The sequence below is a fragment of the Frigoribacterium sp. Leaf44 genome (assembly GCF_001421865.1).
In the GTDB taxonomy this organism is placed as follows: Bacteria; Actinomycetota; Actinomycetes; order Actinomycetales; family Microbacteriaceae; genus Frigoribacterium.
The window spans coordinates 334,199-357,664 of sequence record NZ_LMLG01000001.1; the positions used below are offsets into that span (position 1 = coordinate 334,199).

24 protein-coding genes, 3 tRNA genes and 1 pseudogene are annotated in these 23,466 nt (G+C 71.7%); 18 read left to right on the top strand and 10 right to left on the bottom strand.

What is annotated here, in order from left to right:
* Nucleotides 1–19 precede the first annotated feature (19 nt).
* The 5 genes from ASE87_RS01635 to ASE87_RS01655 all read left to right on the top strand — a co-directional run bounded on the left by ASE87_RS01635 (nt 20) and on the right by ASE87_RS01655 (nt 3,394).
* Nucleotides 20–91: transfer RNA gene (locus tag ASE87_RS01635), tRNA-Thr, on the top strand.
* Nucleotides 92–143: 52 nt separating this feature from the next.
* A tRNA-Met gene (locus ASE87_RS01640) sits at nt 144–217 on the top strand.
* A gap of 129 nt (nt 218–346) precedes the next feature.
* Entirely contained in the window at nt 347–1,465 is a 1,119-nt protein-coding gene (locus ASE87_RS01645; protein ID WP_056225444.1) for a type III polyketide synthase, read from the top strand.
* Nucleotides 1,462–2,244 (top strand): class I SAM-dependent methyltransferase, encoded by a 783-nt coding sequence (locus tag ASE87_RS01650; RefSeq protein WP_235472162.1) that lies wholly within the window; start codon nt 1,462–1,464, stop codon nt 2,242–2,244. The genes ASE87_RS01645 and ASE87_RS01650 overlap by 4 nt, the downstream gene beginning before the upstream one ends.
* Nucleotides 2,231–3,394, top strand: coding sequence for an NAD(P)/FAD-dependent oxidoreductase (locus ASE87_RS01655; RefSeq protein ID WP_157489631.1), 1,164 nt, complete (start codon nt 2,231–2,233; stop codon nt 3,392–3,394). The genes ASE87_RS01650 and ASE87_RS01655 overlap by 14 nt, the downstream gene beginning before the upstream one ends.
* A gap of 103 nt (nt 3,395–3,497) precedes the next feature.
* Here ASE87_RS01655 and ASE87_RS01660 read toward each other — a convergent pair whose 3' ends face one another.
* Entirely contained in the window at nt 3,498–4,400 is a 903-nt protein-coding gene (locus ASE87_RS01660; RefSeq protein WP_082452233.1) for a UbiA family prenyltransferase, read from the bottom strand.
* 322 nt (nt 4,401–4,722) lie between these two features.
* Nucleotides 4,723–4,938 (bottom strand): annotated as a pseudogene (locus tag ASE87_RS16560) (DUF3072 domain-containing protein); the annotation flags it as partial.
* Between the two features lie 218 nt (nt 4,939–5,156).
* On the opposite strand from ASE87_RS16560, the gene ASE87_RS01670 reads away from it, so the two are divergent.
* From ASE87_RS01670 to ASE87_RS01680, 3 genes are read left to right on the top strand one after another with little or no spacing between them, the layout of a single operon-like run.
* Nucleotides 5,157–5,615: a MaoC family dehydratase N-terminal domain-containing protein gene (locus ASE87_RS01670; protein WP_043592955.1), complete on the top strand. Its 459-nt coding sequence runs from the start codon at nt 5,157–5,159 to the stop codon at nt 5,613–5,615.
* Nucleotides 5,612–6,043 carry a MaoC/PaaZ C-terminal domain-containing protein gene (locus ASE87_RS01675; RefSeq protein ID WP_043592953.1) on the top strand — a complete coding sequence of 144 codons (432 nt, stop codon included), beginning with the start codon at nt 5,612–5,614 and terminating at the stop codon, nt 6,041–6,043. The genes ASE87_RS01670 and ASE87_RS01675 overlap by 4 nt, the downstream gene beginning before the upstream one ends.
* Nucleotides 6,040–7,131, top strand: coding sequence for a UDP-N-acetylmuramate dehydrogenase (locus ASE87_RS01680; protein WP_255350898.1), 1,092 nt, complete (start codon nt 6,040–6,042; stop codon nt 7,129–7,131). Before ASE87_RS01675 ends, ASE87_RS01680 begins: the two co-directional genes overlap by 4 nt.
* Before the next feature lie 18 nt (nt 7,132–7,149).
* Here the strand turns inward: ASE87_RS01680 and ASE87_RS01685 are convergent, their stop codons facing one another.
* The 5 genes from ASE87_RS01685 to ASE87_RS01705 all read right to left on the bottom strand — a co-directional run bounded on the left by ASE87_RS01685 (nt 7,150) and on the right by ASE87_RS01705 (nt 12,178).
* Complete coding sequence (locus ASE87_RS01685) at nt 7,150–7,776, bottom strand: response regulator transcription factor (protein ID WP_056226754.1); 627 nt, start codon at nt 7,774–7,776, stop codon at nt 7,150–7,152.
* Between the two features lie 80 nt (nt 7,777–7,856).
* Entirely contained in the window at nt 7,857–9,074 is a 1,218-nt protein-coding gene (locus tag ASE87_RS01690) for a sensor histidine kinase (RefSeq protein WP_056225447.1), read from the bottom strand.
* 74 nt (nt 9,075–9,148) lie between these two features.
* Nucleotides 9,149–9,958: an ABC transporter permease gene (locus tag ASE87_RS01695; RefSeq protein ID WP_157489632.1), complete on the bottom strand. Its 810-nt coding sequence runs from the start codon at nt 9,956–9,958 to the stop codon at nt 9,149–9,151.
* Entirely contained in the window at nt 9,955–10,875 is a 921-nt protein-coding gene (locus tag ASE87_RS01700) for an ABC transporter ATP-binding protein (protein ID WP_056226756.1), read from the bottom strand. Before ASE87_RS01700 ends, ASE87_RS01695 begins: the two co-directional genes overlap by 4 nt.
* A 100-nt stretch (nt 10,876–10,975) precedes the next feature.
* Nucleotides 10,976–12,178 (bottom strand): pyridoxal phosphate-dependent aminotransferase, encoded by a 1,203-nt coding sequence (locus tag ASE87_RS01705; protein ID WP_056225453.1) that lies wholly within the window; start codon nt 12,176–12,178, stop codon nt 10,976–10,978.
* A 231-nt stretch (nt 12,179–12,409) separates the two neighbouring features.
* On the opposite strand from ASE87_RS01705, the gene ASE87_RS01710 reads away from it, so the two are divergent.
* The 6 genes from ASE87_RS01710 (at nt 12,410) to ASE87_RS01735 (ending at nt 16,030) form a co-directional block, all read left to right on the top strand.
* Nucleotides 12,410–12,482: transfer RNA gene (locus ASE87_RS01710), tRNA-Trp, on the top strand.
* A gap of 84 nt (nt 12,483–12,566) precedes the next feature.
* A complete protein-coding gene (secE, locus tag ASE87_RS01715) occupies nt 12,567–12,848 on the top strand; it encodes a preprotein translocase subunit SecE (RefSeq protein ID WP_043592949.1) in 282 nt (93 codons plus the stop codon).
* A 95-nt stretch (nt 12,849–12,943) separates the two neighbouring features.
* The gene (nusG, locus tag ASE87_RS01720) at nt 12,944–14,038 is read left to right on the top strand and encodes a transcription termination/antitermination protein NusG (protein ID WP_043592947.1); all 1,095 of its coding nucleotides are present in this window, start codon (nt 12,944–12,946) and stop codon (nt 14,036–14,038) included.
* A 109-nt stretch (nt 14,039–14,147) separates the two neighbouring features.
* Nucleotides 14,148–14,579, top strand: coding sequence for a 50S ribosomal protein L11 (gene rplK / locus ASE87_RS01725; RefSeq protein WP_043592945.1), 432 nt, complete (start codon nt 14,148–14,150; stop codon nt 14,577–14,579).
* 100 nt (nt 14,580–14,679) lie between these two features.
* Entirely contained in the window at nt 14,680–15,369 is a 690-nt protein-coding gene (gene rplA, locus ASE87_RS01730) for a 50S ribosomal protein L1 (protein WP_043592944.1), read from the top strand.
* A 124-nt stretch (nt 15,370–15,493) separates the two neighbouring features.
* The gene (locus ASE87_RS01735) at nt 15,494–16,030 is read left to right on the top strand and encodes a GNAT family N-acetyltransferase (protein WP_056225456.1); all 537 of its coding nucleotides are present in this window, start codon (nt 15,494–15,496) and stop codon (nt 16,028–16,030) included.
* A gap of 42 nt (nt 16,031–16,072) precedes the next feature.
* On the opposite strand, the gene ASE87_RS01740 is transcribed toward ASE87_RS01735, so the two are convergent.
* Nucleotides 16,073–17,059: an NADP-dependent oxidoreductase gene (locus ASE87_RS01740; protein ID WP_056225460.1), complete on the bottom strand. Its 987-nt coding sequence runs from the start codon at nt 17,057–17,059 to the stop codon at nt 16,073–16,075.
* Nucleotides 17,060–17,188: 129 nt separating this feature from the next.
* Here ASE87_RS01740 and ASE87_RS01745 point away from each other — a divergent pair, with 129 nt between their 5' ends.
* Nucleotides 17,189–17,830, top strand: coding sequence for a Pr6Pr family membrane protein (locus ASE87_RS01745; RefSeq protein WP_157489633.1), 642 nt, complete (start codon nt 17,189–17,191; stop codon nt 17,828–17,830).
* Here ASE87_RS01745 and ASE87_RS01750 read toward each other — a convergent pair.
* Nucleotides 17,812–18,552 carry a YqaJ viral recombinase family protein gene (locus ASE87_RS01750; protein WP_369813985.1) on the bottom strand — a complete coding sequence of 247 codons (741 nt, stop codon included), beginning with the start codon at nt 18,550–18,552 and terminating at the stop codon, nt 17,812–17,814. The genes ASE87_RS01745 and ASE87_RS01750 overlap by 19 nt on opposite strands.
* Before the next feature lie 89 nt (nt 18,553–18,641).
* Nucleotides 18,642–19,832: an ROK family transcriptional regulator gene (locus ASE87_RS01755; protein ID WP_043592938.1), complete on the bottom strand. Its 1,191-nt coding sequence runs from the start codon at nt 19,830–19,832 to the stop codon at nt 18,642–18,644.
* A gap of 217 nt (nt 19,833–20,049) precedes the next feature.
* Here ASE87_RS01755 and ASE87_RS01760 point away from each other — a divergent pair, with 217 nt between their 5' ends.
* The 3 genes from ASE87_RS01760 to ASE87_RS01770 all read left to right on the top strand — a co-directional run bounded on the left by ASE87_RS01760 (nt 20,050) and on the right by ASE87_RS01770 (nt 23,435).
* A complete protein-coding gene (locus ASE87_RS01760) occupies nt 20,050–20,793 on the top strand; it encodes a sugar phosphate isomerase/epimerase (RefSeq protein ID WP_156155436.1) in 744 nt (247 codons plus the stop codon).
* Nucleotides 20,790–21,938 carry a Gfo/Idh/MocA family protein gene (locus ASE87_RS01765; RefSeq protein ID WP_043592936.1) on the top strand — a complete coding sequence of 383 codons (1,149 nt, stop codon included), beginning with the start codon at nt 20,790–20,792 and terminating at the stop codon, nt 21,936–21,938. The genes ASE87_RS01760 and ASE87_RS01765 overlap by 4 nt, the downstream gene beginning before the upstream one ends.
* A 171-nt stretch (nt 21,939–22,109) precedes the next feature.
* The gene (locus tag ASE87_RS01770; RefSeq protein ID WP_043592934.1) at nt 22,110–23,435 is read left to right on the top strand and encodes a sugar ABC transporter substrate-binding protein; all 1,326 of its coding nucleotides are present in this window, start codon (nt 22,110–22,112) and stop codon (nt 23,433–23,435) included.
* Nucleotides 23,436–23,466 lie beyond the last annotated feature (31 nt).

The window sequence follows — 23,466 nt, forward strand, 5'->3', positions numbered from 1 at the left end:
TCGCTTGCCTGGTGGTCACGCCCCGATAGCTCAGTGGTAGAGCACTTCCATGGTAAGGAAGGGGTCGTCAGTTCAATCCTGACTCGGGGCTCTGGCTGTCTCGGTCCCGTCCCGGTGTGATGCCGGCAGGGCCCGCAGCTTGCGGCGGGGTAGCTCAGTTGGTTAGAGCACACGGCTCATAATCGTGGTGTCGCGGGTTCAAGTCCCGCCCTCGCTACCGCAGGCCCGGATCTCTCACGAGTTCGGGCCTTCGTCGTCCGTACCCTCCGTGGTCGTCCGCCGATCGTCCTCGTCCATCGCGACGCGACCGGTGCGCTGCGCCCAGGTGCCGGGCCTACGATGAGGCATGGCCGTGAGCATCCGCAGCATCGGCACCGCGGTGCCCCCGACCATCATCCGACAAGACGACGTGCGCGAGATCTTCGCGACCCAGCCCGGCCTCGGCCGTCTCGGGCAGCGCATCGTCGGGGCCGCGTTCGGCGCCTCGGCCATCGAGACCCGGCACACCGTCGTCGACGAGCTCGACCGGCGACCGCGCGAGGGCGAGCCGACGTTCTACGACGCCGCGTCGAACGAGATCCTCCGACCCGGCACGGGCGCGCGCAACCAGGTGTACGTGGACCGGTCGCCCGAGCTCTTCCTCGACGCCGCTCGTGCCGCCCTCGCGGGGGCACCGGACCTGGGCCCCGACGACGTCACCCACGTGATCAGCGTGTCGTGCACCGGCTTCTTCGCCCCCGGGCCCGACTACCTGCTCGTGCGCGGCCTCGGACTGTCGCCGTCGACCCGTCGCCACCACCTGGGCTTCATGGGCTGCTACGGCGCCTTCCCGGCCCTCGCCGCGGCACGGGACTTCTGCCTCGCCGACCCGGAGGCGGTCGTGCTCGTCGTCTGCGCCGAGCTCTGCACGCTGCACCTGCGCAGTTCTGACGACCCCGACTCGATCGTGGCCTCGTCCGTGTTCGCCGACGGCGCGGCTGCCGCGGTGGTGACCGCGCGCCCGGCGCCGTCGGGTTCCGTCGTGCTCGACCTCGACGTGCTCGAGACCGTGCTCACCCCGGTCGGCGAGACCGACATGGCGTGGACCATCGGCGACCTGGGCTTCGACATGGTGCTCAGCAGCTACGTGCCGCAGATCATCGAGCTGCACATCGACTCGGCCCTGGCACCGCTCTTCGAGGCCGGCGGCGTCGGCGTCGGCGACGTCGACCTCTGGGCCGTCCACCCGGGCGGGCGCAGCATCCTCGACCGTGTGCAACAGCAGCTCGGGCTCACCGACGCCCACCTGGCGCCCTCACGCGACGTCCTGCGCGACTACGGCAACATGTCGAGCGCGACCGTCCTGTTCATTCTCGCCGAGCTCCTGGGCGGGCCCGCTGCCCCGTCGCAGCGCGTGGGCGCCATGGCGTTCGGCCCCGGGCTGACCGTCGAGACCGCGCTGATGACACGACGCGCGGTCTCGTGAGCGCGATCCGCACCTCCTCGGCTGCGTCGATCGCGGTGCGGACGCCTTGGTGGCCCGACCTGTCGCGACGCGGGGTCGACCTCGTCGAGCTGATGGACGACCCGGGATGCGACCTCGGGCTGCTCAACGCCACCTACCGAGCGTTCCCCGTCGTCAACGGTCTCGTCGCGGGATGGCGTCGGGTGTACCTCCGCCGCCTGCGCCCCGTGTTGTCCGCCGAGAAGGTGACGCGTCTGCTCGACCTCGGGTCCGGCGGTGGTGACCTGGCCCGAGCCCTCTCCGACTGGTCCCGCCGGGACGGCCTCGCGCTCGAGGTCGTGGCCGTCGACCCCGACGACCGGGCCCACGCCTTCGCGGTGTCGCGCCCCGTCCCGCCCGGTGTCGAGTTCCGGCGGGCGTCGAGCACCGAGCTCGTCGCGGCGGGTGAGACCTTCGACGTGGTCGTGTCGAACCACGTCCTGCACCACCTCGACGACGAGGCCCGGGCGGCCGTGCTCGACGACAGTTCCCGCCTGGCCACGCGTCTCGTGCTGCACGCCGACATCGAGCGGGCCCGCGGGGCGTACCTCGCCTACCGGGCCGCGACCTGGCCGTGGCGGACCCGGTCGTTCGTCCACGTCGACGGGCTCCTGTCGATCCGCCGGAGCTTCACCGCCGACGAGCTGATCGACGTGGCTCCCCGGGGGTGGCGCGTCGTCCGGCAGTGGCCCTTCCGTCTGTTGCTCGTCCGCGAGATCGGCACCGACGCCCCCGGAGGTGCCGGCCGTGCGGACGCATGACGTCCTGATCGTCGGTGGCGGACCCGTCGGGGTGATGCTCGCCGTCGCGCTGGCCGATCGCGGCCTCGACGCCGTCGTCTGGGAGGCGCGGGTCGACGACCCGGAGCACTCTCGCGCCCTCGGCGTGCACCCGCCCTCGATCGACCTGTTCGACCGGCTCGGCCTCGCGGACGACCTGCTCGCCGACGCCGTCCGCATCCGGCGGGGGATCGCCCGGAGCGGGACCCGGACGATGGGCGTCGTGCCGTTCGACCGGGCGTCGTCCCGGTGGCCGTTCGTCGCCGCCGTGCCACAGGACCGCACCGAGTCCGTGTTGCGGACGGGGCTCGCCAGGCGGCGGGAGGACGCCCTGCGCAGGGGTGTGCGGTTCGTCGGACTCGAGCAACGCGACGAGGACGTGGTCGTCCAGGGGGTCGGCGACGAGGGCCCGGTGGTCGTCGCCGCCCGGTTCGTCGTCGGGGCGGACGGCACGCGCAGCGCCGTCCGTGCCGCCCTGGGCGTCGACACCAGGGCCCGAGACCTGCCCGACCGCTACGTGATGGGTGATTTCGCCGACACGACCGGCCACGGCTCCGACGCGGTGATCCACCTGGAGCGCACCGGAGTGGTCGAGTCGTTCCCGTTGCCCCTGGGGCGGCGACGGTTCGTGGTGCACGCCGGGTCGGAGCGCAGGCCGACCGCCCCGGTGACCGCGGACGTCGTCGCGCGGCTGGTGTCGGATCGCACCGGATCGCCCGTCGACGCGACGACCTCGACCATGACGAGCGCGTTCGGCGTCCGGCGACGGCTGGCCACCCGGACGGTCGTCGGCCGGGTCGTGCTGATCGGCGACGCCGCCCACGAGATCAGCCCCATCGGCGGCCAGGGCATGAACCTCGGCTGGCTCGACGGGCACGCGCTCGAGACGGAGATCGCCGTGGCGGTCAAGCGGAGGGGTGGCCGGGTGCTCGACCCGACGACGTTCGCCCGCTTCGAGGCAGGCCGCGCCCGCGCCGCCGTCCGGGCCGCCCGACAGGCCGAGTGGAACACCGCCCTCGGTCGGCCCGTCGGTGGGGGCACGGCTCGAGCCCGCGACCTGGCGCTCAGGGCCGTGCTGCGGGCTCCGAGTCGGCACGTCCTCGCGTCGGTCTACGCGATGCGCTGGGCCTGAACCGTCCGACCCGGCCGTCTCGACCCGACCGGACCCGCCCCGACCCGACCCGACCCGACGCCACCCGGCCCGGCCCGGCCCGGCCCGCCGCGACGCGGGGGCCTCAGGCGACGATCGTGCCGCCGCTGAGGGCGAGCTGCACCACGAGCAGCACGGCTGCGACCATGATCAGCCGGAAGAGGGTCCGGTCGACGCGTCCCGCAAGGACGAGGCGCACGCCGACGGCGGCGATGCCAAGGGTCGCGACGGTGCCGACGACCGCGGCCGCGAGGCCCGGCGTCGACGAACCCTCGCCCAGCTGGCCCGAGAGCAGCAGGACGGCCGCGACGGCCAGAGCCGCGAACGCGGTGATTCCCGACACCGTGCGTCCGAGGCGGTGCGGCAGCCCCACGATGCCGGTGCGCGCGTCGTCGTCGAGGTCGGGCAGCACGTTGGTGAAGTGGATGGCCACGCCGAACACGGCCCCGACCGCCAGGGCCCAGGCGGCGGGCGGCGCGGGCGGGGCCGCGGCGAGGGTCGCGACGGCCGGCAGCAGGCCGAAGCTGACGACGAACGGCACCACCGAGATCGGCGTGCGTTTGAGCCCGAGGTCGTACGCCCACCCCGAGGCGACGAGCACGAGGTGCGCCGTGCCGGCGGCCGGCCCCAACGCGTACGACGGCACGAGCATCAGGACTCCGCAGACCACCGCGGCGGTGCGGACGGCCGACACGCTCACGCGGCCCTGGGCGACCGGCTTGTCGGTGCGCCCCACGGCGCGGTCGCGTCCGGCGTCGAGCCAGTCGTTGGCGAAGCCGATCGAGGCCTGTCCGAGCAGCACCGCGAGGGCGAGCACCACGAGCCGACCGAGGGGCAGCCCCGAGGAGGCGCCGAGCACGACTGCGAGGAGGGTCACCACGACCGTCGGTCCCGGGTGCGTGGACCCCAGCAGGGCGACGGTCCTCGTGGCCGGTCCCTCGCGGCGTCCGGAGCCGGCGAGGGGGACCGTGGGCTCGGGGGAGGTCATCCGCTCACCCTAGACGGGCGGGGGCCGTCGGCCCCGGCCGCGGCCCCGGCCGCGGCCCCGGCCCCGGCCGCGGTCGGCCACGGGCGGAAGGGCCGGGAACGTGAAGAGGTGCACCCGAGTCGGGGGAGGACTCGGATGCACCTCGTCGCACCCTCGGCGCTCGAGGTGCAGGTGGATCAGTACCGGCACGCGCCGAAAGAGGGTGCCCACGTCGAGTTACCATCCCAGACGTGACTGGAGTGTACGACCGCGCCGGGTGGATCGGAAGGGGCCCGGAGCCGTCTTTCGCGGATCGGCTCGGGCCCCGTCGGGTCGTGGGGCGTCAGGCCCCCCGGCCGGTCTTCTGCTGGAGGCGGTCGATGTGCTCGCTGGCCTCGGCCTTGGTCATGTCGGCGGGCAACTCTTCACCGGCCTCGCGGGCGAGGGTGTCGAGGTAGCTCTTCTGCGGGCCCGTGATGGGCTCGTCGCCGGTGACCCAGTCGTCGGGGTCCTTGGAGGCCGTGCTGCCGGCGTCGGGGCGGGCGCCGCCGAGGGTCTCGCCGTGTGCGGGGCTCGAGTTCTCTTCGCGGGCCGTGGCGGCCTGGTCGGTCTGCTCGGTGCTCGTCGTGTCGGTGGTCGTCGTCTCGTCGGACTCGGCCGCTGCCGGGTCGACGGGGGTGATGTCGGGGTCGATGTTCGCGTCGCTCATGACGTGACCGTACGCCGTGCCCCCGACACCGGGCCGGGCGTCGTACCCCGCTGGTTAGACTCGACGGCGTGTCCGTGAACCCTGATCTGCAAGGGCGGGTCTTCCCGCCGGCCCCGCCCTACCTCGTGGGCCGCGAAAAGGTGCGCGAGTTCGCCCGCGCCACCGGCTCGACGAGCCCCCTGTCGCTCGACGTCGAGGCGGCCCGCGCGGCCGGCCACGGCGACCTCGTCGCCCCGCCGACCTTCGCCGTCGTCGTGCAAGAGGCCACCCTCGCCCAGTTGCTCGCCGAACCCGACGCGGGCATCGACTTCTCCCGCGTCGTCCACGGCGAGCAGCGCTTCTCGCTCTCCCGTCCGATCGTCGCGGGTGACGAGCTCACGGCGACCCTGACCGTCACGAGCGTCAAGACGCTGGGCGGCAACGCGATGGTCACCGCGTCCTCCGACATGCGCGACGTCGAGGGGCGACACGTGGTCACCGCGGTGTCGACGCTCGTCGTCCGCGCCGACGACGAGGCAGCCGCATGAGCGCCCTCGAGGTCGGCCGGGTCGTGGCCGAGAAGACCTACCCGCTGACGCGCGACTCGCTGGTGCGGTACGCCGGGGCGTCGGGCGACTTCAACCCGATCCACTACCGCGACGACGTGGCGGCCGAGGTCGGTCTGCCCGGCGTCCTGGCCCACGGCATGCTCACGATGGGCACCGCCGTCCAGCCGGTCGTCGAATGGCTCGAGGGCGCGGGCGACGACGCCGGCGTGCTCGGCTGGGTCTCCGACTACCAGGTGCGCTTCACGCGTCCCGTCGTGGTCGACCCGACCGCCGGGGCCGAGATCGTCGTCGTCGCGAAGGTGGGCAAGCTCGACGACGAGGCCGGCACGGCGCGCATCGACCTGACCGTCTCCTCCGGCGGCCAGACGGTGCTGGGCAAGGCCCAGGTCGTGGTGACGCTGGCGTGACGACCTTCGCCGAGCTCACGACGATGCAGGTGGGCGGCGAGCCCGCCCGCCTGGTCGAGGCGACGACGACCGACGAACTGCTGGCGGCCGTCCGCGAGGCGTCGCTCGGCGACGACCCCTGGTTCGTCCTGGGCGGCGGCTCGAACACGGTCGCCTCCGACGAGCCGTTCGACGGCACGGTCGTCCGCGTGGCCACGCGCGGCGTCGAGAGCGTCGACTCCGACGACGACCGCGTCCACCTGCGCGTCGCCGCCGGCGAGCCCTGGGACGACCTCGTCGCGTACACGGTCGAGCAGGGCTGGTCGGGGCTCGAGGCGCTGAGCGGCATCCCCGGCTCGACGGGCGCCTCGCCGATCCAGAACATCGGTGCCTACGGTCAAGAGGTCGCCTCGACGCTGGTCGCCGTCGACTTCCTCGACGACGACTCCGGCGAGTTCGTCCGCATCCCCGCGGCCAATCTCGACCTCGGCTATCGCACGAGCGTCTTCAAACAGGGTCGCCGGGGCGTCGTCACAGCGGTCGAGTTCGCCCTGACGGACCACGGAGGCGCGAGCGAGCAGGTGGCGTACCCGCAGCTCGCGAAGGCCCTCGACGTCGAACTCGGGGCCCGGGTCTCGGTGGCCGACGTGCGGTCGAGCGTGCTGGCCCTGCGGGCCGCCAAGGGCATGGTGCTCGACCCCGACGACCGTGACACCGCGTCCAGCGGCTCGTTCTTCACGAACCCGATCGTGTCGCGGGCCGATGCGTCGACCCTGCCCGCCGACGCACCGCGGTGGCCGACCGGCCCCGAACCCGAGCGTCGGGTCGTGCCGCTCGGCGAGGAGCCGGCCGCGCCCGCACCCCGGGCGCCCGCCGAGGTCAAGCTCAGCGCGGCCTGGCTGATCGAGCACGCCGGCATCGCCAAGGGCTTCCGACTGCCCGGCTCCCGAGCCGCCGTCTCGTCCAAGCACACCCTGGCCCTGACCAACCGTGGTGGCGCCACGGGCGACGAGGTCGCCGAGCTCGCCCGCTACGTGCAGCAGCGCGTGCAGTCCGAGTTCGGCGTGCTGCTGCACCCCGAGCCCGTCCTCCTCGGCCTCTCGCTCTAGCCGCGCCGTCGCGGCACGTCAGCCGCGTGGCAGGTGGCCGAGCTCGAGGGCCAGCGTGACGGCGCGCGTCCGGTCGTTGACGCCGAGCTTCTCGAACACGTGCAGCAGGTGCGTCTTGACCGTCGCCTCGCCGACGAAGAGTCGACGTCCGATCTCGCGGTTCGAGCACCCCTCGGCGACGAGGGCGAGCACCTCGGTCTCGCGGGGGCTCAGCGGGCTCACGCGCGGAGCGGGCTCTCCGCCGGTGCGCGCGCGGCCGACGAGTCGGGCGGCCATCGCGGGGGCGAGGGCCACCTGTCCCGCGGCCACGGCCCGGAGACCCGCCAACAGCTCGTCCTCGGGTGAGGCCTTGAGCAGGTAGCCGCTCGCCCCCACCTCGATCGCCCGCAGGATGCTGTCGTCGGACTCGTAGGTGGTGAGCACGACGACGCGGGTCGACGGGCGTCGCGCCAGGACGGCCTCGGTCGCCTCGACCCCGTCGAGTCCCGGCATGCGGAGGTCCATCACGATCAGGTCGGGCTCGAGCGACTCGGCCAGGGCGACGGCCTCGTGGCCGTCGCTCGCCTGTCCGACCACGACGAAGTCGTCCGTCGTCGCGAGGAGCGCGGCGATGCCCTGCCGCACGATCGGGTGGTCGTCGGCCACGAGGGTGCGGTGGACGGGCGACCCCGCCGGCGAGGTCCTGGCGAGCTCCGGCGTCGCGTCGTCGTGCGCGTGCCCGTCGGTCACGAGGCCGTCACCGCCGCGCGGGGCACCTGCGCGGTGACGATCGTGCCGTCGCCACCGGACGAGACGTCGAGCCGACCGCCCGAGAGGTGGAGCCGCTCGCGGAGACCGTCGAGGCCGAACCCGGTCGAGGCGACCGCCGTGTCGAACCCGGTGCCGTCGTCGGCCACGACCAGCACGGCCGTCCCGTCCGTGGCCGTGAGCGTGACCCGAGCGGCCGTCGAGGCACTGTGCTTGCGGACGTTGGCCAGCGCCTCCTGGGTGCACCGCACCAGCACGACCTGCAGGTCGCGGGGCAGCTCGACCTCGGCGGCGTCGACCGTCACGTCGATGCCGCTCTCGCGCTCGAAGCGCTGGCCGAGGCGGCGCAGGGCCGCCGCGACGTCGGTGCCGGCCGGGCCGGCGGACGCGGTCGCCGCGACGAGGGTGCGGGCCTCCGTGAGGGCCTCGCGGGCGGCGGTCTCGATCACGTCGAGCCGTTCGCGGGTCGTCACCAGGTCGCCCGCCGCGAGGGCGCCCCGTGTCTGTTGGGCGAGCATGACGACCCCGGTCAGGCTCTGGGCGATCGTGTCGTGGATCTCGCGGGCGAGCCGTTCGCGTTCGGCGCTCGTGCCGGCGTCGCGGTGGCGGGCGGCGAGTTCGGCCTGGGCCTCGCGCAGCTCGTCGAGCAGGCGGCCGCGTTCGGCCCCGACACGGGCGATCGTGGTGATCCAGAGCCCGAGCGCGATGCTGAACACGAGCGAGAGGCCCTCGCTGGTGGCGGCCGTCGCGAGGGACTCGGCCGACCACCCCAGGCTGACGACGAACCCGACCGAGATGGCGACGCACAGGCAGACGTTGGCGACGATCGCGGACCGGGTGCCGGGCAGCAGCGTCCAGATCAGCGGCATGAGGAAGGCCTGGACGACCGCGAGCTCGGGGGTGGCGGCGACGGCGAGGCCACCCACGGCCACGACGGCGGCGACCGCGGCGACGGTCGGGAGCGACAGGAGGTCGTCGTCGCGACGGACCGCGGGTCGGGCCAGGGCGAACCAGACGAGCGTCAGCAGGCCGACGGCGACGAAGGAGGCCGTCACCCGTCCGCTCGACGAGGTCGTGGCGAGCACGACCATCACGATCACGGTGACCGCGAGGCCGGCGTCCCACCAGCGCATCGAGATCGCGGTGCCCGACCGGGCGGATGCCCCGGTCTCGGCCCGCTCGCCGGTGTCGTCCATGTCGCTCACGCTAGCGGCTGGCCGCGCTCGTCGGGACCGACTCCGGTCGGCGGGGATCGGTGCCGGTCCCCGGGTCACGTGTCCTTCCTGATCCACCGGAAGGTCAGCAGTGAGGCGACGGCACCGGCGACGAGCCAGACCGCCAGCCAGAGGGCGACACCGGGCAGGTCCCACGAGCCGCCGGCCTCGCCGGCCGAGAACGTGTCGGGCAGGAACACGCTGCGCATTCCCTGGGCCAACCACTTCAACGGGAAGACCGAGGCCACCGACTGCAGCCAGTCGGGCAGCTGGGTGAACGGCAGGTAGACGCCCGAGATGAACTGCAGCACCAGCGTGATCGGGACGATCACGGCCGTGGCGCTCTTGCCGCTGCGGGGCACTCGGGAGAGGGCGATGCCGACCAGTGCCGAGGTCGCGATGCCGAGCAGGTAGACCCAGGCGAGCGTCAGCCACGACCCGGCCTCGGTCGGCAGCGGCACGCCGAACACCACGCGCGCGACCAGCACGAGCAGCGCCACCTGCAGCAGGCTCGTGACGAGCACCTGGCCGAACTTGCCCACGAAGTACGACCCGACCGGCAGGGGAGTCCCCGAGAGTCGTTTCAGGGTGCCGTCGCCGCGCTCGAGGGCGATGTCCACGGCGAGGTTCTGCACGCCCGACAGCAGGATGCCGGCCGCGATCATGCCCGGCAGATAGAACGCGGCGGCCCCCACCTCGGAGCCGTCCGGCCGGGTGCCGAACGAACCCGACGCGCTGAACGCCGTCGAGAAGATCGCGAGCATCACCACCGGGAACAGGAACGTGAAGAAGACGGTGTCGCCGGCCCGGAAGTACCCCCGGACCTCGTACCGGGTGCGGCTCAGGCCGAGCGCGAGGGTCCTCACGAGATCACCTCGGACGAGGAGGCGCAGTGCCCGTTCCCGGCGACCGTCGCGTCCGGGGTCCCGTCCGCTGCCCGCTCGGCGGTCGCGACCAGTCCCAGGTACACGTCCTCCAACGACGGCCGGATCACCTCGAGCGAGCGGGGTTCACCTCCGCGGGCGTGCAGGTCGGCGACCAGGGCGCCCGGTTCGGTGGTGCGGACGTCGTGCCGTCCGTGTTCGTCGAGCCAGGTGACGTGAGGCGTGCGCGCCTCCTCGTCCCCGAGCTCGTCGGGTCGCCCCTGGGCGACGAGCCGGCCCTGGGCGATCACCGCGACGCGGTCGCTCAACTGAGCGGCCTCGTCGAGGTAGTGCGTGGTGAGGACGATGCTCGTGCCGTCGTCCGACAGCGACCGGATCAGCTGCCAGAACTGTCGCCGGGCCTCGGGGTCGAAACCCGTCGTCGGCTCGTCGAGGAAGAGCAGTTCGGGACCACCCACGACGCCCAGCGCCACGTCGACGCGGCGCCGCTGCCCGCCGGACAACGACCGGATGCGGGCGCCCGCCTTCGCCTCGAGGCCGACCGCCGCGATGACCTCGTCGACGTCGCGCGGGTTCGGGTAGAAGCCGGCGAAGTGGGCGATCTGCTCGCGCACCGTGGCCGTCCCCTGCTCGCCGGACGTCTGCAGCACGATGCCGAGGCGTGCCTTCCAGTCGAGACCGCCGTGTCGCGGGTCGGCGCCCAGCACCGACACCTCGCCGCCGGACCGGTCGCGGTAGCCCTCGAGGATCTCGATGGTGGTCGACTTGCCGGCACCGTTGGGGCCGAGCAGGCCGAGGGTCTCGCCCGCGGCGACCTCGAACGAGATGCCGTGCAGTGCCGTGGCGGTGCCGTAGGTCTTGGTGAGGTCGTGCACGCGCACGACGGGTTCGGGGGTCATGTGACCAGCGTGCGCCGTGGCGACGCCGGGCACCAGGCCCGACCGGTCGAGGCCGGGTCCACCGATCGGTGGACCCGGCCTCGGGGTGGCGCGGGTGGGGTCAGGCGAACAGGCGCTGCAGGCGACGGACGCCCTCGAGCAGTTCGTCGTCGCCGAGCGCGTACGACAGGCGGAGGTAGCCGCTGGGGCCGAAGGCCTCGCCGGGCACGGTGGCGACGTCGGCCTGTTCGAGGATGAGGTCGGCCAGCTCGAGCGACGTCGTGGGCGTCACCCCGCCCCACTCGCGACCGAGCAGGCCCTGCACGTCGGGGTAGACGTAGAAGGCGCCCTCGGGAGTCGGGGTGACGACGCCGTCGATCCGGTTGAGCTCGCGCACGATCGTGCCGCGACGGGCGTCGAAGGAGACGCGCATGGCCTCGACCTCGTCCTGGGAACCGGTGAGCGCCGCCAGGGCCGCGCGCTGCGACACGTTCGAGACGTTCGAGGTGAGGTGTGACTGGAGGTTCGCGGCCCCCTTGATCACGTCGGTGGGGCCGATCATCCAGCCGACGCGCCACCCGGTCATGGCGTAGGTCTTGGCGACGCCGTTGACGAGGATCGCCTGGTCGGCCAGTTCGGGCACGGCCTCGGTGATCGAGGTGGCCGTCACGCCGTCGTAGGTGAGGTTCTGGTAGATCTCGTCGGTGATCACCCAGACGCCGGCCTCGAGGGCCCATCGACCGATCGCCTCGACCTCGTCGCGCGAGTAGACCGCACCGGTCGGGTTCGACGGCGAGCAGAACAGCAACACCTTGGTGCGCTCGGTGCGGGCTGCCTCGAGTTGGTCGACCGTGACCTTGTAGCCCTGGTCGGCACCGGCGAAGACCTCGACGGTCACGCCGCCGGCCAGCGCGATGGCCTCGGGGTAGGTCGTCCAGTAGGGCGCGGGCAGGAGGGCCTCGTCGCCGTCGTCGAGCAGCGCCTGGAAAGCCTGGTAGACGGCCTGTTTGCCACCGTTCGTGACGATCACCTGCGAGGTCGACACCGTCGTGCCGCTGTCGCGCCGGGTCTTCTCGACGATCGCCTCGCGCAGTTCGAGCAGGCCGGCCGCCGCCGAGTAGCGGTGGTTGCGCGGGTCGCGGGCGGCGACGACGGCCGCCTCGACGATGTGGTCGGGCGTCGGGAAGTTGGGCTCGCCCGGGCCGTAGCTGATGATCGGTCGGCCCTGGGCCAGCAGGGACTTGGCCTTCGCGTCGACGGCCAACGTGGCCGATTCGGCGATCGACGAGATACGGGACGAGAGACGGCGCACGGTCGGGGTCACGCGGGCCAGCCTAGCGGGGTGCCATCGGGCCGGACAGGGCCGTCCGGACCGGGGCTCGGGGTGCGGTTCGGCCCGGCTTTGCACGCGCCCCCCGCTTCGCCTACACTTGACGAGGCGATCGAATGCGCCAAGCTTCAGCGCGCCTCTGCAGTCCGGTTCACCAACAGCCGGCTACGAGAGGCAGGGCCTCCGGGTCCGGCCGAGAGGTCATCTGAACGGCGTCGATCCCATAGGGCGGTGGCTCAATTGGTAGAGCAGCGGTCTCCAAAACCGCAGGTTGCAGGTTCGAGTCCTGTCCGCCCTGCAGCCCGGCTGTGTTCTTCATGACACGGTGATCACACACAGATACGGACACAGGCCCTCGGGCCGAGCTCGGAAGGTCGGAACAGTGGCGAGAAAAGACGTTGACGTCCCCAGTGAAGACGTCGTCGAGAAGGCGAAGAGCGACGGTGCGACGCGCCGCAGCCCCTTCGCCCGCATCGCGTTGTTCATCCGCCAGGTGATCGCCGAGCTCAAGAAGGTCGTCACCCCGACCCGCAAAGAGCTGCTCAGCTACACCGGCGTCGTGCTGGTCTTCGTGGTCATCATGATGGCCCTGGTGTCCCTGCTCGACCTGGTGTTCGGCACCGGCGTCGGCTACGTCTTCGGCAACGGCCCCACCGGCAGCTGACACGCCACCCTCCGGCCGACTCCCCGAGCACCACGTGAGCGGGTCCCGTGCCCTCGAGCACGTGCACCCGACAACCCCGATCGAAAGAAGAACCCTTGCCTGACAACGAGCGCGACGACATCGACCTCGCCACCGCTGCCGAGCAGTCCTCCGAGGTCGAAGAGGCCCAAGAGGGCGGCACCCTGGCCGCCGACGAGGACGCCGTCGAGCCCGCCGAGTCCGAGGCCCTCTCGGTCGTCGACGAGGGCGACGCCGGTTCGACCGACACGAGCGACCTCGACGGACTCCTCGACACGCTGGCCGAGGCGCGCGACCCCGAGGCCGACGCCGTCGTCGACGACGCCCTCGACATCGATGACGCCTTCGAGGCCGAGGCCGCCGTCGAGGCGACCGACGACGAGGCCGACTCCGAGGCCGAGCAGGCCGCCGACGAGGGTGACGCCCCCGCGGCGAACGCCGTCATCGCCGAGGCCGAGCAGTCCGTCCAGGACGCCGACGCCGAGATCGCGCACGACGACGTCGACGTCGACGTGTCCGCCACCGAGGTCGAGGACGACGAGCCCGCCGAGGTCGACCCCTACGAGGCCTTCCGCTACGAGCTGCGTGGCAAGCCCGGCAAGTGGTACGTCATCCACTCGTACGCCGGCTTCGAGCGTCGCGTGAAGCAGAACATCGAGAACCGCATGGTCTCGATGACCATGGAGGACTACATCTACCAGGTAGAGGTCCCGATGGAAGACGTGGTCGAGATCAAGAACGGCCAGCGCAAGCTCGTCACCCGCGTCCGCATCCCCGGCTACGTGCTCGTGCGTCTCGACCTCAACGAGGACAGCTGGTCCGTCGTCCGGCACACCCCCGGCGTCACCGGATTCGTGGGCAACGCCCACAACCCGACGCCGCTGCGTTTCGAAGAGGCCTTCAACATGCTGAAGAGCCTCGTCCAGGTCGACACGACCCCGGCCCCCGCCAAGGGCGGCGTCAAGGGCGGCAAGCAGGCCCAGCGGGTCATCCCCGCCGAGGTCGACTTCGAGATCGGCGAGACGATCACGATCAAAGAGGGGTCCTTCGCCGGACTTCCCGGTACGATCAACGAGATCAAGCCCGAGAGCGGCAAGCTCACCGTGCTGGTCTCGCTGTTCGAGCGCGAGACGCCGGTCGAGCTCAGCTTCGACCAGGTCACGAAGCTCTGACGGGCACACACCCCCCAAGTTTTCAGATCACCGGAGTCCGCGCCGCGGGCCACCGGGAGAGCAGGTCGCGACCGCGATCTGCTCGAACCCCACAAGAAGGAAAAGAACAATGGCACCGAAAAAGAAGGTCACGGGTCTGATCAAGCTTCAGATCAACGCCGGCGCCGCGAACCCCGCCCCGCCCATCGGCCCGGCCCTGGGTCAGCACGGCGTGAACATCATGGAGTTCTGCAAGGCGTACAACGCGGCGACCGAGTCGCAGCGCGGCAACGTCGTCCCCGTCGAGATCACGGTCTACGAAGACCGCTCGTTCACGTTCATCCTGAAGACCCCGCCCGCCGCCGAGCTCATCAAGAAGGCTGCCGGCGTCGCCAAGGGTTCGGGTACCCCGCACACCACCAAGGTCGGCAAGCTGACCATGGACCAGGTGCGCGAGATCGCGACGACCAAGCAGGCCGACCTCAACGCCAACGACATCGACGCCGCGGCGAAGATCATCGCCGGCACCGCCCGTTCCATGGGCATCACGGTCGACGCCTAAGCAGCACCCCTTCGTGCAGGCGACCCGCCTGCACGACCCTGACATCAGTGGGAGAGCCGGCCAGGCTCGCAACCACGTCCCCAGTACGAAGAGGTCCAACATGGCTCAGAAGTCCAAGGCGTACCGCGCCGCTGCCGAGAAGATCGAGGCAGGCAAGTTCTACAGCACCAGCGAGGCCGTCGCCGTCGCTCGTGAGACCGGTTCGAAGAAGTTCGACTCGACCGTCGAGGTCGCGTTGAAGCTCGGCGTCGACCCCCGCAAGGCCGACCAGATGGTGCGCGGCACCGTCATCCTGCCGCACGGCACGGGCAAGACCGCCCGCGTCATCGTCTTCGCGACGGGTGCGGCCGCCGAGGCCGCCATCGCGGCAGGCGCCGACGAGGTCGGTGGCGACGAGCTCATCGAGAAGGTCGCCGGCGGCTACACGTCGTTCGACTCGGCCGTCTCGACCCCCGAGCTCATGGGCAAGGTCGGTCGTCTCGGCAAGGTGCTCGGCCCCCGTGGCCTCATGCCCAACCCGAAGACCGGCACCGTGACCCCCAACGTCGCGCAGGCCGTCAACGACATCAAGGGCGGAAAGATCGAGTTCCGTGTCGACAAGCACAGCAACGTGCACTTCGTCATCGGCAAGGCCGGCTTCTCGGAAGAGCAGCTGAACACCAACCTCGACGCCGCCCTCGAAGAGGTCGTCCGTCTGAAGCCGTCCTCGTCCAAGGGCCGCTACATCACCAAGGGCACGCTGTCGACGACCTTCGGTCCCGGCATCCCCCTCGACATCAACGTCTTCTAGGTCCACCCGACCTCGAAGACCTCGCGTCGCCCGAAGGCCGTCCCACTCTCGAGTGGGGCGGCCTTCGTCGTCGTCATCCGGCCGGTGGTCGGGTGAGGAGGCGCGGGTGGGGCACCATGGGCAGATGACCGTCACCGTGCGCCCCGCCCTCCCGACCGACGCCGCCCTGCTCGCCGAGGTCGCCGCGGTGACCTTCCCGCTCGCCTGCCCGCCCGGGTCGGACCTCGCCGACATCGCCCGGGTCGTCACCACGGTTCTGTCGGAGGAGGCCTTCACGAGGTACCTCGCCGACGACACCCGCATCGTCCTGTTGGCCGTGGACCCCACGGCCCAGGGCGCCCTCGGCTACAGCATGATGGTCGCGGGCGATCCGGACGACCCCGACGTCGCGGCGACCGTCTCGTCCCGCCCGACCGTCGAGCTGAGCAAGTTCTACGTCATGCCGCAGGGTCACGGCACGGGGGCGGCCTCGACCCTGATGGCGGCGACCCTCGAGGCAGCCCGCGCGACCGGCGCCTCCTCGGTGTGGCTCGGCGTCAACCAGCAGAACGAGCGCGCGCTGCGCTTCTACGCCAAGCACGGACTCGTGCGGGTCGGGACGAAGACCTTCGCCCTCGGCGACGACCTGCAGCAGGACTTCGTCCTCGAGCGTCGGATCTAGGCCCGTCCACGCCGGGCCTCGGCGTCCCCTCCAGGAGCCGGGTCAGGCGGCCTCGGTGTCGTCGGCGACACGCAGCACGAGCTTGCCGCGGGTGTGCGAGCGTTCGAGGCGTGTGTGGGCGTCACGGGCGTCGAACAGGTCGTAGACCTCGTCGACGTAGACCCGCACGTCACCCGAGTCGAGCAGTCGTGAGATGACCGCCAGTGTGGCTCCGTCGGGGGAGACGGCGAACCCGGTCGACCGGATGCCGGCCTGGGCGGCCTTCTCGACGAAGGCGGGGCCCGAGGAGAGCGGCGCGTGGACGGCGAGTCCTCCGGGGCGGAGCAGTCTCAGCGATCGATCGGCCTCGACGTCGTCGTCGACCAGGTTGATCACGACGTCGACCTGGCGGACGCTGCGGTCGACGTCGGCCGCGCCGTAGTCGACGACCTCGGCGGCGCCGAGCTCGCGCAGCCAGGCCGAGTTGCCCTGCGAGCCGGTCGCGACGACGTGCGCGCCGAAGTACGAGGCGAACTGCACGGCGAAGTGCCCCACCCCACCCGCCCCGGCGTTGATCAGGAGGCGCTGGCCCTCGTGGGCCTTGGCCACGTCCACGACCATCCCCCAGGCCGTGAGCGCCGCGAGCGGCACGGCGGCGGCCTCGAGGTGTGACAGGGTCGCGGGCTTCCGGGACACCGACAGCGAGGGGACGCTGATGTACTCGGCGTAGCTGCCACCGGAGCGCGGGCACGGGGCCATGCCGTAGACGGCGTCACCCGGACTCAGGGGATGGGCCGCGTACGGCGTCTCGACGACGACGCCGCTGAAGTCGTGGCCCAGCACGGCCGGGAACGCCGGGATGGCGTCGCTGTCGCCGCGACCGGCCCGGGTCTCCAGGTCGAAGCGGTTGACGCCGGCGGCGACGACGCGCACGAGCACCTCGGCGTTGACCCGTCGCGGGTAGGGCACGTCGGCGGCGACGAGCTGCTCGGGCCCGCCCGTCCGCTCGATCACCATCGCCCGCATCGTCGTCTGCGTCGTCGTCTCCATCGGCGGCCCCTGTCGGCTCGTGTGCGCCGTGGCTCCGGCGCGGTGGTCACGTCAGTCAACGGGACGGATGAGTCACCCGTGTTTCGCGGGTGTCACCGAGAGGGAAACGATGATGGGTACGGTGTGGGCATGAGAGCATCGGTCGCCGTCCTGCGCGTCGCGGCCGCGGTCGCGGTCCTCGTCGCCGTCGTGGCCCAGTGGGAGAACAGCCTGCGCGACCCGGGGTACCGCATCGTCGACTTCTTCGGGTACTTCACGATCCAGAGCAACCTGATCGTGCTGTTCGCCCTGCTGGTCGGCGCGTTCACGGTCCTGCGTCGCGCGACGCCGCCCCGATGGACGGTCGCGCTGCGGGCCGGCGCCACGACCTACATCGCGCTGACCGGGCTGGTCTTCAACCTGCTGCTCGCCGGGTTGCCCTCGGACGACCCCTACACGGTGGGGTGGGCGAGCGACGTCTTCCACCGGGTGATCCCGCTCTACGTGGTGCTCGACTGGCTCGTCTTCGCGGACCGTGGCCGTCAGCCCTGGCGGCGGGTGTGGCAGTTCCTGGCCTTCCCGCTCGTCTGGGTGGTCGTCGTGCTGGCCCGTGGTGCCGACTTCGTGCCGTACCCGTTCCTCGACGTGGCGACGCTCGGCGGGGGTGTCGTGGCCCTCTGGTGCGTGGGCATCGCCGTCTCGGTCACGGCGATCGGAGCGCTCGTCGTGACGGCGTCACGGCTGCGCCTGCTCGACCCGGATCGGCCCGTGCCTCAGCGCAGCGGGTCGTAGGGCGGCGGTTCGTAGGCCTCATAGGCCTCGTAGGCATCAGGTGGCGGTGCCGAGGCCCTGCCACCCGGGGCGAAGGGGTCGACCGGCGCCTGCCGCGCGAGGGTGTCGAGCACCTGGTCGGCCAGGGCCACGAGCCGGTGGATCTCGTCCTCGTCGCGCTCGACCCAGCGGCACTGCGGGTCGCCGTGCACGGGAACGAAGTCGGTGTGCTGCTCCCACACCACGAGGGTGCGCTGGGCACCCAGCACGTACTGCTGCCACGCGACCTGACGCAGGTACGAGCGGGGGATCGACGACCACGCTTTCTTCGTCGTCTTGATCTCGCAGAGCTCGACGGTCCCGTCGGTGCGGACGGTCACGCCGTCGGGAGTGGCCAGGTGGCGGCGCTGACCGGCGGCGTGGAAGAGCTTCTGGCTGGACTCGATGCCGTGCCGCTGCAGCACCCACCGGGCGATCTCGGGCTCCCGCGCCCGCCCGTGGTCGGTGTAGGCGTTGCCGCCGAAGCCGTTGCCGTAGAGCTTGTCGAGCACGACGGCCTGCACGGCTCGCGGGCTCGAGAGCCGGGCGACGTCGGTGGCCGTGATGCCCTGGCTGCGGGCGCGGAGCCACGCGATGCGGTCCGACGAGTCGGCCAGCACGCGCGTCAGGTGCGCAGGAGGCGCGGCGGGGGTCGCCGGCTCGTCGTCGTCCCACAGGGCGAGCATGGGTTGGACGACGGTCATGGTGACCATTGTCCCTCGCGACGGGCGTGGGGACGACACCCGCGCCTCCTCGTGTCGCGGACCAGGAGGCGCGCGCCGCGTGCGGGAGGTCAGACGGCGGCGGCGAGTTCGTCGATGGCGGCGGGGGAGAGGGCGTGGTGGATGGCGAGCATGCTCGCCCCCATGAGCCCCGCCCGGTCGCCCGCCCGGGACGGCACGATGCTCAGGTGCTCGGTCGCGAGCGGCATCGAGCGCTGGTAGACGACCTCGCGCACGCCCGCCAGCAGGTGCTCGCCGGCCTGCGCCATCGAGCCGCCGATCGCGATGACCGAGGGGTTGATCATGTTGACGCAGGCGGTCAGCACCTCGCCGAGGTCGCGACCCGCCTGCCGCACGGCCTGCACCGCGTCGACGTTGCCGGCCCGGACGAGTTCGACGACCTGTCGGCCCCCCTCGCAGTCGTGGCCGAGGGCTCGCAGCGAGCGGGCGAGGGCCGGGCCCGAGGCGACGGCCTCGAGACAGCCGACGTTGCCGCAGTGGCAGACGACGCCCGCCCCCCGCGGGATCTGCACGTGGCCGATGTCGCCCGCGATGCCCTGGGCGCCGCGCTGCAGGCGACCACCGGAGATGATGCCCGAGCCGATGCCGGTGGCGACCTTGACGAACAGGAAGTGGTCGGTGCCCGGCCACGCGTGGCTGCGCTCGCCGAGGGCCATGATGTTGACGTCGTTGTCGACGAGGACGGGCACGTCGAGGTGGCGTCTGACCCACCCCGGCACGTCGAAGCCGTCCCAACCGGGCATGATCGGCGGGTTGACCGGTCGTCCCGTGCTGAACTGCACGGGGCCGGGCAGGCCGATGCCCACGCCGATCAGGTCGTCGCGGGTGCGACCGAGCCGGTCGAGGAGGGCATCGGCCCCGGTGACCATGCCGCCGAGGGTCGTCTCGGGCCCGTCGGCGATGTCGATCAGGCGACGGTCGCTGGTCAGTTCGACGCCCATCAGGTCGGTCAGGGCGAGGTTGACGTGGCCCGCTCCGAAGTCGGCGGCCAGGACGACGCGGGCCGAGGGGACGAGGGCCACGCGCGAGGGCGGGCGGCCGCCGGTCGAGACGGCGTCGGCGTAGGGGCCGACGAGACCGAGCTCGGCGAGGACGTCGAGTCGCAGACCGATGGTCGACCGGGCGAGGCCGGTCATCGCCGCGAGTTCGGCCCGGGTGCGCGGTGCGCCGTCGCGGAGCAGCTGGAAGATCTCGCTGGCTCCCGTGCTGCCGAGGGCGGACGACCGCGTCGTGTCGGACATGGCAGCAGTAAACCACAGGCCTCGACGACGGCCGAGAGAACCTCGCCGAAAAAACGTCGACTTTTGCTTGCGGGTCGACAGAAGCGGTCCTATGGTGAGTCTCGGTCGACGCCGACCGCCACTCTTCCGGGGGTGACCGGTCTACGGCTCGACCGCTGAGAGTCCCCGACGGTGCCCGTCGCCGTCGCACATCCACTCGGAAGAGGAGACACCCCTGGTGACCACCGCAAGCCCGATCTCGGTCCAGCTCTACACGGTCAGAGACGCCATCGCCGCCGACCTGCCCGGCACCCTGAAGCGCATCGCCGACCTCGGCTACACCCAGGTCGAGCCCTACGCGTTCGTCGACCGCGTCGACGAGTACGCCGAGGCCCTCCCGGCCGCCGGGCTCACCGCGCCCAGCGCCCACGTCGGCCTGATCGGCAAGGACCTCGAGCCCATCTTCGCCGCCGCCACCCGTCTCGGGGTCGGCACGATCATCGACCCGCACATCGACGAGACCCGCTGGGTCACCCGCGAGGACGTCGAGGCGATCGCGAAGGAGCTCGGCGAGATCGCCGACGCGGCCGCGGCCCACGACCTCACCATCGGCTACCACAACCACGCCTTCGAGCTGGAGAACCTGATCGACGGCACCCCCGCCCTCGAGGTGTTCGCCGCGGCCCTGCCCGCGAACGTCGTGCTCGAGATCGACACCTACTGGGTCGAGGTCGGCGGCGTCGACGCCGCCGAGCTGCTCGCCCGCCTGGGTGACAAGGTCCGGTTCCTCCACGTGAAGGACGGTCCGAAGAACAAGAACGACGTCGAGCAGGTCGCCGTCGGTCGCGGCTCCATGCCCGTCCGCGACATCCTGCAGGCGGCCCGCCAGGCCACGCCCGTCGTCGAGCTCGACGACCACGCCGGTGACGTGTTCACCGCCCTCGCCGACAGCCTCGAGTTCCTGCAGGGGGTCCGCGCATGAGCGACGTGACCACCGCCTCGCGCCCCGCCGTCGCCTCCGACGGCAAGACCGGCCCGGTCGGCGTCGGGGTCATCGGCGCCGGCGTGATCAGCGACCAGTACCTCGGCAACCTCACGCAGTTCCCCGACCTGAAGGTCCTCTTCGTCGCCGACATCGACCAGGACCGCGCCGCGGCCCAGGCCGAGAAGTGGGGCGTCCCCGCCAGCGGCACGGTCGACGAGCTGCTCGCCCTCGACGACGTCGAGATCGTCGTGAACCTGACGATCCCGGCGGCCCACGTGGACGTGGCCCTGCAGGCCGTCGCCGCCGGCAAGCACGTCTGGGGCGAGAAGCCCTACGCGCTCGACCGCGAGAGCGGCGCCCGGCTGCTCGCAGCCGCCAAGGAGGCCGGCGTCCGCGTGGCCGTCGCCCCCGACACGTTCCTCGGCGCCGGTCTGCAGACCGGCCTCCGGGTCGTGAAGCGCGGTGACATCGGCACGCCCCTGACCGGTCTCGCGCTGTTCCAGGTCCCCGGGCCCGAGTCGTGGCACCCGAGCCCCGAGTTCCTCTTCGCCTACGGTGCCGGTCCGATGTTCGACGTCGGCCCGTACTACCTGACCACGCTCGTGCAGGTGTTCGGACCCGTGGCGAAGGTCACGGCCACGGCGTCGAAGGCGCGCGACAGCCGCGTCATCGGCTCGGGGCCCAAGGCCGGCACGGTCTTCCCCGTCGAGGTGCCCACGCACGTCAGCGCCCTGCTGCAGTTCGAGAGCGGTGCCAGCGCGCAGGCCGTCTTCAGCTTCGACTCGAAGCTGGCGCGTGCCGGCTTCGTCGAGATCGCCGGCACCGAGGGCACGGCCGTGTTCCCCGACCCGAACGAGTTCGAGGGCGACACGACCGTCCACACCGGCACCGACGAGCCGGCGGTCGTCGCGGCCACGGGCTCGACGTTCACCCGCGGCACCGGCGTCGCCGAACTCGCCCAGGCGATCCGCGAGGGACGCCGTGAGCGCGTGCCCGGCGAGCTCGCCTTCCACGTCCTCGACGTCATGGTCTCGCTCGCCGAGTCCGCCGAACGCGACGAGAGCGTCCGCGTCGACTCGACCCTCGAGCCGACGCCCGAGCTGCCCGAGAACTGGGACCCCTCCGTCCCGACCCTGGGCTGACCCGGTGCGGTGCCGGCGCCTCCTCGACGCCGGCACCGCGCCTCCTGACCCGTCCACCCCCGAGCGCACCATCCGCACCACCGGAGTCACCACAGCACCACGAACCCCCTGCACCACCCCTTCCCTCACTCGATGAAGAGAAATCTCGAAGAAGAGACACCAGGAGAAGTCATGCAAACGAAGTTCCGTTGGCTCGCCGCACTCGCGGTCGGAGCCCTCTCGGTCGGATCGATGACCGCCTGCAGCGCCTCGGGCGGCAGCGGCGACTCCGACACGATCACGTACTGGGCCAGCAACCAGGCTCCGACGGTCGAGAAGGATGCCGAGATCCTGCAAGAGAGCATCGACCGCTACACGGAGGAGACCGGCGTCAAGGTCGACCTCGAGGTCATCCCGTGGTCCGACCTCTACAACCGCATCCTCACCGCCGTCTCGAGCGGTGAGGGCCCCGACGTCCTCAACATCGGCAACACCTGGGCGGTGTCGCTGCAGTCCAGCGGCGCGTTCGTGCCGTGGGAGGGCGACGCCCTCGAGGCGATCGGCGGCAAGGACCGCTTCGTCCAGTCGAGCTTCGCGACCGGCGGTGCCGAGGGTCAGGCCCCGACGTCCGTGCCGATCTACGGCCTGTCGTACTCGCTGTACTACAACACCGCCATGTTCGAGGCCGCCGGCATCACCACGCCGCCCGCCACCTGGGACGAGTTCGTCGAGGACGCCAAGAAGCTGACGGTCGACACCGACGGCGACGGCACGATCGACCAGTGGGGCGTCACCATGGCCGGGTCGAGCATCTCGAACAACGCCCACCAGGCGTTCGTCCGGGGACTGCAGAACGGCGGCTCGCTCTACGACGACGAGGGCAACCCCGACTTCGGCAACGACGGCGTCGTCACCGGCGTCAAGCAGTGGGTCGACCTGATGGCCGTCGACAAGGTGGTCTCGCCCTCGGACGCCGAGAGCGTGAACGGTTCGGACATGGCCGCGACCTTCGCCGACGGTGGAGCCGCGATGTTCTTCGACCAGGCCCCGGACGCCAACCTCGCCGCACGGGACTTCACCGGGTACGCGGTGGCACCGGTGCCCATGGAGTCGGCCGACGCCACCGGACTGTTGGGCACCCAGAGCCACGTCGCCGGGATCAACGTCAGCGTGTTCGAGAACTCGGACAACAAGGAGGCGGCGATCGACTTCGTCAAGCACCTCACGAGTGACGACGAGCAGGTGTACCTGAACAAGTCGTTCAGCTCGCTGCCCGTCGTGACCGGTGCCTACGACGACCCGGCGTTCCAGTCCGACACGATCAAGCTGAAGCAGGAGATCCTCGAGGACCACGCCCAGCCCATGCCCCTCTACCCCTCCGAGGGACAGATGGAGACCTTGGTCGGCACCGCGATCAAGAACCTCCTCGCCACCGCAGCCCAGGGCGGTTCCGTCAGCGAGTCCGACGTCAAGTCGGCCCTCGAGGACGCGAACAGCCAGATGAGCTCGGGTCAGTAGCCCGTCCCACCGCCCGTGACGGGGGCGGCCG